Source organism: Nocardioides sp., assembly GCF_029937575.1.
Lineage (GTDB): Bacteria > Actinomycetota > Actinomycetes > Propionibacteriales > Nocardioidaceae > Nocardioides.
This window is the reverse complement of record NZ_JAPYPS010000055.1, coordinates 20,571-27,532: the sequence shown is the minus strand read 5'-3', so window position 1 is coordinate 27,532 and position 6,962 is coordinate 20,571. Positions and strand designations below refer to the sequence as shown.

Below are 6,962 nucleotides of genomic sequence, written 5' to 3'. Positions count from 1 at the left end.
CTGGGCATCGAGACCAAGGGCGGCGTGATGACCAACCTCATCGAGCGCAACACCACGATTCCGACCAAGCGCTCGGAGGTCTTCACCACCGCCGACGACAACCAGCCGTCGGTCGAGATCAAGGTCGCCCAGGGCGAGCGCCAGATGTGGTCGCAGAACCAGCCGCTGGGCAACTTCGAGCTGACCGGTCTCCCGCCGGCCCCGCGTGGCGTGCCGAAGATCGAGGTCACCTTCGACATCGACGCCAACGGCATCGTCCACGTCTCCGCCAAGGACACCGCGTCCGGTCGCGAGCAGTCGATGACGATCTCCGGGGGCTCCGCGCTGTCGAAGGACGACATCGACCGGATGGTCAAGGAGGCCGAGCAGTACGCCGAGGAGGACGCCAAGCGTCGCGAGGCCGTCGAGTCGCGCAACCAGGCCGAGCAGCTCGTCTACACGACCGAGAAGTTCCTGGCCGACAACGACGACAAGCTGCCCGAGGACGTCAAGACCGAGGTCACCGCCGACCTCGACTCCCTCAAGGCCGTCCTGGAGAACGAAGAGGCCTCCGGCGAGGAGATCACCGCGGCGGTCACCAAGCTCGGTGAGTCCAGCCAGAAGATGGGTGCGGCGATGTACGCCGCCGCGGAGGCCGACCAGGCCGCTGCCGGCGGCGCCTCGGGCGCGACCGGGGAGGCCGACGAGGACATCGTCGACGCCGACGTGGTCGACGCCGAGGTCGTCGACGAGCCTGCCGCCGAGGGTGACGCCGCAGCCGGCGACGCCGCCGAGGGCGAGTCCAAGTGACCTCAGGTCACCAGGACCAGCCGGGGCAGCCCGAGGAGCCCGTCGAGGGCACCTTCGGTGACGCCGCGGCCGAGATGCCCAACGAGACCGAGGTCGAGTCCCCCCTCCCCGCAGACGCGGGGGAGGGGGCCCCGGCCGGGTCGGCGGACGGCGCTGACGGGCCCGCGGACGGCACCGCCGACGGCACCGCCGACGGCACCGCCGACGGCACTGCCGACGGCACCGCCCACGCGGGCGCCGGGGACGTCAGCGGTGTCGACGACTGGGTCGAGGAGGGCGGGCCGCTCGAGCCCGCCGACCTGGCCGACGCAGCGGTGGATGCAGGTGCCGACGAGCTGACCGTCACGCAGATGGAGCTGCAGGAACGCACGCTCGACCTGCAGCGACTCCAGGCGGAGTTCGTCAACTACAAGCGCCGCGTCGAGCGTGACCGCGACCTGGTCAAGCAGAACGCGACCTACGCCGCGCTCGCCCCGATCACCGAGGTCCTCGACACCATCGACCGGGCCCGCGAGCACGGTGACCTGGACGGCGGCCTGAAGACGGTCGCCGACCAGCTCGAGCGCACCGTCGCCTCGTCCGGGCTCGTGAAGTTCGGTGAGCCCGGCGAGGCCTTCGACCCGACGGTCCACGAGGCGCTGTCGAGCATGGGTCCCGACGAGGGGGTCAGCGTCACCACGGTGAAGGTGGTGGCCAAGTCGGGCTACAAGATCGGCGACCGGGTCGTGCGCGCCGCGCAGGTCCTGACCGTCGAGCCGGCCTGACCGTGGTCGAGCCGGTCCCGCCGACGCGGGTCGAGGTGCGAGGAGCGCCAGCGACGAGCCTCGAGACCCCGTGAGTCGAGCAGCAGCGCAACCACACGTCGTACGAGTGAGAGGAGGGGTGACCCATGGCAGGCACTGAGGAGTTCCGCGCCGACTGGGCGCAGCAGGACTTCTACGCCGTGCTCGGCGTGAAGAAGGACGCAGCCGCGGGCGACATCAAGAAGGCCTACCGCAAGCTGGCCAAGGACAACCATCCCGACTCCCACCCGGGCGACACCGCCAAGCACGACACGTTCAAGAAGGTCGCCGAGGCCTACGACGTGGTGGGCGACCCCGAGAAGCGGGCCAAGTACGACGAGATGCGCCGTCTCTACGGCAGCGGCGGCTTCGGTGGCGCCCGCGGTGGTGGCGGCTTCGGCGGTGGCGGGGGCGGTGCCGGTGGGGGGTTCAACCTCGACGACCTCCTCCGCGACCGCGGTGGTGCCGGTGGGGGCGCCGGCGGCGGGATCGGCGACATGTTCGGTGACCTCTTCGGTGGAGGTGGCGCACGCCGTCAGCAGGCGCGCCGTCCCCGCAAGGGCGCGGACGCCGAGACCAGCGCCACGATCGCCTTCACCGACGCCATCGACGGCGTCACCATCTCGTTGCGGTTGACCTCCGACGCGGCGTGCCCGGCCTGCTCGGGCACCGGCGGCAAGCCCGGCACCCGCCCCCACATCTGCGCGACGTGCGAGGGTGCCGGCTACGTCACCGCCAGTATGGGCGGGGCATTCTCGATGAACGAGACCTGCCCCGCCTGCGCCGGACGCCAGCTGATCTACGACGAGGCCTGCCCGACCTGCCACGGCTCCGGACGTGGGTCCTCCGCGCGCACCATCCAGGCGCGGATCCCCGCCGGCGTCAAGGACGGCCAGCGGATCCGGCTGCGCGGCAAGGGCGGTGCCGGCGAGGACGGCGGCCCGGCGGGTGACCTCTACGTCAGCGTCAAGGTCACGCCCCACCGACTCTTCGCCCGCAAGGACGACAACCTCACCATCGACGTCCCCGTCGGGTTCGACGAGCTGGCCCTCGGGGCCGAGATCAAGGTGCCCACCCTCGGTGGTGCGCCGGTCACGCTGCGGATCCCGGCCGGGACCCCCAACGGGCGCGGCTTTCGCGTCCGGGGGAAGGGCGCGCCGCGCTCCGACGGCACCCGCGGCGACCTGCTGGTCACCGTCGAGGTCCAGGTGCCCGCGGTGCTCGACGAGGCTGCGCGCAGCGCCATCGAGGCCTATCGTGAGGCAGCGGCCGCGAAGCCGCTGCGTGCAGGACTCTTCGAGGAGACGTGATGGCCGCACAGCGCCCGCCGTTCGCTCCGACGCCTGCGCCCGAGGCGGCCGTCTACGTGATCAGCGTCGCCGCGGAGCTCACCGGGCTGCACCCGCAGACCCTGCGCACCTACGAGCGTCTCGGCCTGATCACCCCGGGTCGCACCGGTGGCGGCGGGCGCCGCTACTCGCTGCGCGACATCGAGCTGCTGCGCTCGATCGCCGAGCTGACGTCGTCCGGCATCGGCATCGAGGGCGTCCGGCGCATCCTCGACATGGAGCACCGCGCCGCTGCCCTCGCCGCGCGCAACGCCGAGCTCCAGGCCGAGCTCGACGCCACTCGCGCCGCGCTGCGCCAGGCCCTGGTCGCCCGTCAGGCCGAGGCCGGCCCCAACCGGCTCCCCGTCCTGCGCACCACCCCCACCGACGCCTCCGTCGTCGTATGGCGCCGCGGCCGCTAGGATCGAGATCAAGCTCTCCTGCTTCCTGAGTCGCATCGATGGAATTCGTGGCCTCCCACCGTCCCTCAAGCAGGAAATTGTGATGTGGGGTTAAGTCGACTGCTCCGAGTTTGACACGGTGGTGAGAGGAATTGTATACGTGCCTACATTTCGGCGGGATTCCACTTTGCCTCTTCTACTGCTCTCGTTAGGACTCGCGCTGTCCACAATCTCGGTGGTTTTGCCCCCAGTGGTTGCTAATAACTGGTATGGGACCACGGGGAATGGAAGCCCGAGTTCGTGTAGCGGGGGCAATAGAGCCGACGCCAACCCACACTCCGTCTATTTTGCGCGCTACAACAGCGAGATATTCTATTCAGTCAACGTGGCCATGAGGGAGATCGCCAACGAAACGGCCGTTGCTCCGCAAGTGTCGAGTAGTCAAAACAGTTCGACGGACATCATTGTGATCGGACGACACTACGATGACTACTGTGGAAGGGATTGGGCAGCGAGTGGGACCAGCGGCGGCACGTTCGGTCTCACTACGTGCAACGGGGCAAACCCAAGCGGGCGATGCGGGCAGCACGAGACGCGCTACAACCTAAACGCCATGGACGACTTGGGTGTGGCGTTCGACAATTGGCTCGTGACTCACGAGCAGGGTCACGCACTTGGTCTCAAGCATCGGAACTCGGAGTTGGGAGCCATGACTGGATTGTCGTCAGGTGTGTACGAATTCACAAGCCACGACAAGGCTCACGTTAACGGAGCGGCCTGGTGATAACGTTTGTTCGCGTCATTGCGATCGTGGCGACGCTGACGCTCGCGGTCGGGTGCGGCGCTCCCGATAGGCGTGACGAGGCATCGGGTGGTCCGCGACTTGGTCCTGCATCCGAGTATCAAATCCCGACCGACGTGGACGTGCAGACATACTTCGGTTCTGTGAGAAGGGTGAGTGAAGCGGCGTCGGAGATGCGGTTTAGTCAAAATTTGATCGAGCACCTGCCCAATCAAGGCTTCATCATCAACGGTGCGGACCCGATCACGTTGTCTAGCGCTGTCGTGATTGGTCGCGTTGTCGCGGTGTCCCCTGGCAGTGCCTATGCCCTGCCCGACGGCAGGCAGGACGCGGCTCGGAGCGTCCCTGTACCCTTCGACAGCCCCGACGCACTATGGCGAGTCGCGCGGGTCGAGATTGAGATTGAAGCGTGGTTCGGCGATGGCCCGTCCCCCGCCACCCTCCAAGTGGGGGCTTTCGTCCCCCATCCCGCCGGACTCGATGGGGACGCTGAGCTTGAGGGTCTCGCGAAGTTGGGCCGGCTGATCGTTGTCCTGGACCCGGACCGGACGTACTCGTGGGATGAGGATGTGCAGGTGATCGCGCGAGGCGGCGCGCTTTTGGGCGACATCGATAGTAGTGGTGCAGTTGGCTTTCCGGCACTCGGCGTCGAGAGTCGACGGTTCGTCGACGACGCGACGGTCGACGACCTCAAGGCGGCGTGGTCCATGAGCCCTGAGTCGATTACGATCGATGTCGACATGGAGACCGGCGTGCTGGAACGGTCCTGAGGCGACTCGTCTGACACTCCGACTGCAGCCGACGTACGCATGTGGTGCGCATCACACGGGTTCCCCACAACCAATGCGGGCGCTCACGCGTCTGTAGTGGTGTGGCGGTCTCGGAAGCACGACGCCCGCGCTCGGCCCGTCGCGCCGTCGCGGCGTTGGGTGCTGCCCTCCTGCTGCTGATCGTCCTCAGCCCCACCTTCGGCCGGGCCGATCCCACCGGGAGCTACCGACCGGAGCTGTCCCCGGACGCCCGCACCAACGGCTGCTGGCCGCTGCCCGGCGGCGTACGCCTCGACTTCGGCTATCAGGTCCGCTCCGACGAGCTCGTGGCCACCACGACCGGTCAGCGGCGACAGCTGGTGCTCCACTACGACCAGGTCTCCGGGGAGGAAGCCGTCGACAGCGTGGAGAGCGGCTTCGCCGCCGCCGGGGTCACCGACGTGCAGGTGATCGCCGACGACTTCGTCGGCACGGCGCCCGACGCGGTGGTCCGCGGCCAGATGGTGCTGGACCTCCCACCGAGCCGACCCGAGGGGAGGCCGGAGTGCCGAGCACCGTTCTCGACGAAGAAGTTCACGCCCGACATGGACGATCGCTCGTGAGCGACCCCCCTGGCCCGGCAGGTCTGCTCGCTCGTCGCTGGGCCGACCTCGAGCGAGCGCAACGAGTCCTGCTCGGCCTCGTGGCGGCCGTCGTGCTGCTGCGCGTCGGGCTCTACCCCGGCACCGCCGGCACGCCCGTGTACGGCGACGAGGCCTACTACGTCGACGCCGCCCGGGCCCTGTCCAACCTGGTCCGCGACCTGGTCTCGTTCTCCGGGCCGGACACGGCGGAGCTCAGCCAGAACGTCGCCGGCAACGGGTGGTTCATGCCGGGCATGTCGATCCTCCTGACGCCGCTGTTCGTCGTGGTCCCGGACGCACCGATCGAGCTGGTGCGGGCCTACCTCGGCCTCGCCTCGACCGCCCTGCTCCTGCTCGCCGTCCTGGGCGTACGGCGTCACCTCGGCCGTGTGTCCGCCGGCGCCGTGCTGGTGGTGCCCGGCCTGGTCCCGATGTACGCCGTGTTCGGCTTCGCCGCCTACGGCGACCTGGTCGCTGGGCTGCTCGTGCTCATGCTGCTGACCCAGGCGGTCGCCCTCGTCCGGCGGACCCGCGCCGCCGACCGCGGTGCCGGCCCCGAGCCGGTGGCCGCCTGGCGTCACGGGATCCACCTCGGCCTTCTCGGCATCGCCGCGGTCTACTTCCGCTCGAGCGTCTCGATCCTGGTGGTCGGCGTCCTCGCCGTGACGCTGGTCGCCGGGGTGCTCCTGGCCCGCGCCCAGTGGCGCCGCCTGGTCGCCACCATGGTCGCGGCGGGTGCCGCCTTCCTCGTCCTCCTCGCGCCCTGGTCGGCGTACGCCTCGCACGAGCTCGGGGGACGGGTGCTGACCACGACCTCGGTGCCGACCGTGCTCGCCAACACCTTCGGTGACCGCGACGACGTCTGCTACGGCGAGTGCGACCCCGGGAGCAGCATCTGGTTCTCCCCGCTGCGCTACTCCCGCGAGGTCGCTCGGGCGACCGGCATCAGCGAGATGCAGGCGGCCGCGGAGATGTCGGTCTACGCGCGTGCCGACGTGACCGCCGAGTCCTACGCCCGCGACGTGCTCGACAACCTGTCGCGCTACCTGCGCAACCCGGCCGGGTTCGCCCGGATCTTCGAGTCGCCGACCGCGCCGTACCCCACCGCCGAGGTCGTCGGGGCGCTGACCTACCTGATGGTGTTCCCGGCGTTCCTGGTCGGACTCGTCATGCTGCTGTACGTCGACCGGCGGGGGGCGGGCGCGCAGGTCCAGTCGCTCCTGGTGAAGGTCGCGATCGGTGCGTTGCTCGTCCAGCCGTTCGTGCACATCGCCGGGTCGCGGTACTGGATGACACTCGGTCCGCTGCTCGGGCTCTCCGCCGCACTGCTGTACGGCGCCCGCCGCTCCCGGGGGCGGCCGGTCGCGGGTGACGTCGCGACCCTCGCCTGGTTGACGCGGCTGCAGGTGGTGCTGGTCGTCGGCGCGGTCACCGCGGCGACGGTCGTCGTCGCGCTCGCCGTCTGAG

The 6,962-nt window shown here is 69.5% G+C and carries 7 protein-coding genes; all 7 read left to right on the top strand.

Annotated elements, in window-relative coordinates:
* The coding region (locus Q1K33_RS15880) for an Hsp70 family protein (protein ID WP_300405690.1) at positions 1 to 789 on the top strand (789 nt) is incomplete at its 5' end.
* Positions 786 to 1,553, top strand: coding sequence for a nucleotide exchange factor GrpE (grpE, locus tag Q1K33_RS15875; RefSeq protein WP_300405689.1), 768 nt, complete (start codon positions 786 to 788; stop codon positions 1,551 to 1,553). The genes Q1K33_RS15880 and grpE, both read left to right, overlap by 4 nt.
* 125 nt (positions 1,554 to 1,678) lie before the next feature.
* A complete protein-coding gene (gene dnaJ / locus Q1K33_RS15870) occupies positions 1,679 to 2,881 on the top strand; it encodes a molecular chaperone DnaJ (RefSeq protein ID WP_300405687.1) in 1,203 nt (400 codons plus the stop codon).
* A complete protein-coding gene (locus tag Q1K33_RS15865) occupies positions 2,881 to 3,321 on the top strand; it encodes a MerR family transcriptional regulator (RefSeq protein ID WP_300405685.1) in 441 nt (146 codons plus the stop codon). The genes dnaJ and Q1K33_RS15865 overlap by 1 nt, the downstream gene beginning before the upstream one ends.
* 933 nt (positions 3,322 to 4,254) lie before the next feature.
* Positions 4,255 to 4,872 (top strand): hypothetical protein, encoded by a 618-nt coding sequence (locus tag Q1K33_RS15860; RefSeq protein ID WP_300405683.1) that lies wholly within the window; start codon positions 4,255 to 4,257, stop codon positions 4,870 to 4,872.
* A gap of 155 nt (positions 4,873 to 5,027) precedes the next feature.
* Positions 5,028 to 5,474: a hypothetical protein gene (locus tag Q1K33_RS15855; protein ID WP_300405681.1), complete on the top strand. Its 447-nt coding sequence runs from the start codon at positions 5,028 to 5,030 to the stop codon at positions 5,472 to 5,474.
* Complete coding sequence (locus tag Q1K33_RS15850) at positions 5,471 to 6,961, top strand: hypothetical protein (protein WP_300405679.1); 1,491 nt, start codon at positions 5,471 to 5,473, stop codon at positions 6,959 to 6,961. The genes Q1K33_RS15855 and Q1K33_RS15850 overlap by 4 nt, the downstream gene beginning before the upstream one ends.
* The last annotated feature ends 1 nt before the right edge of the window (position 6,962 follow it).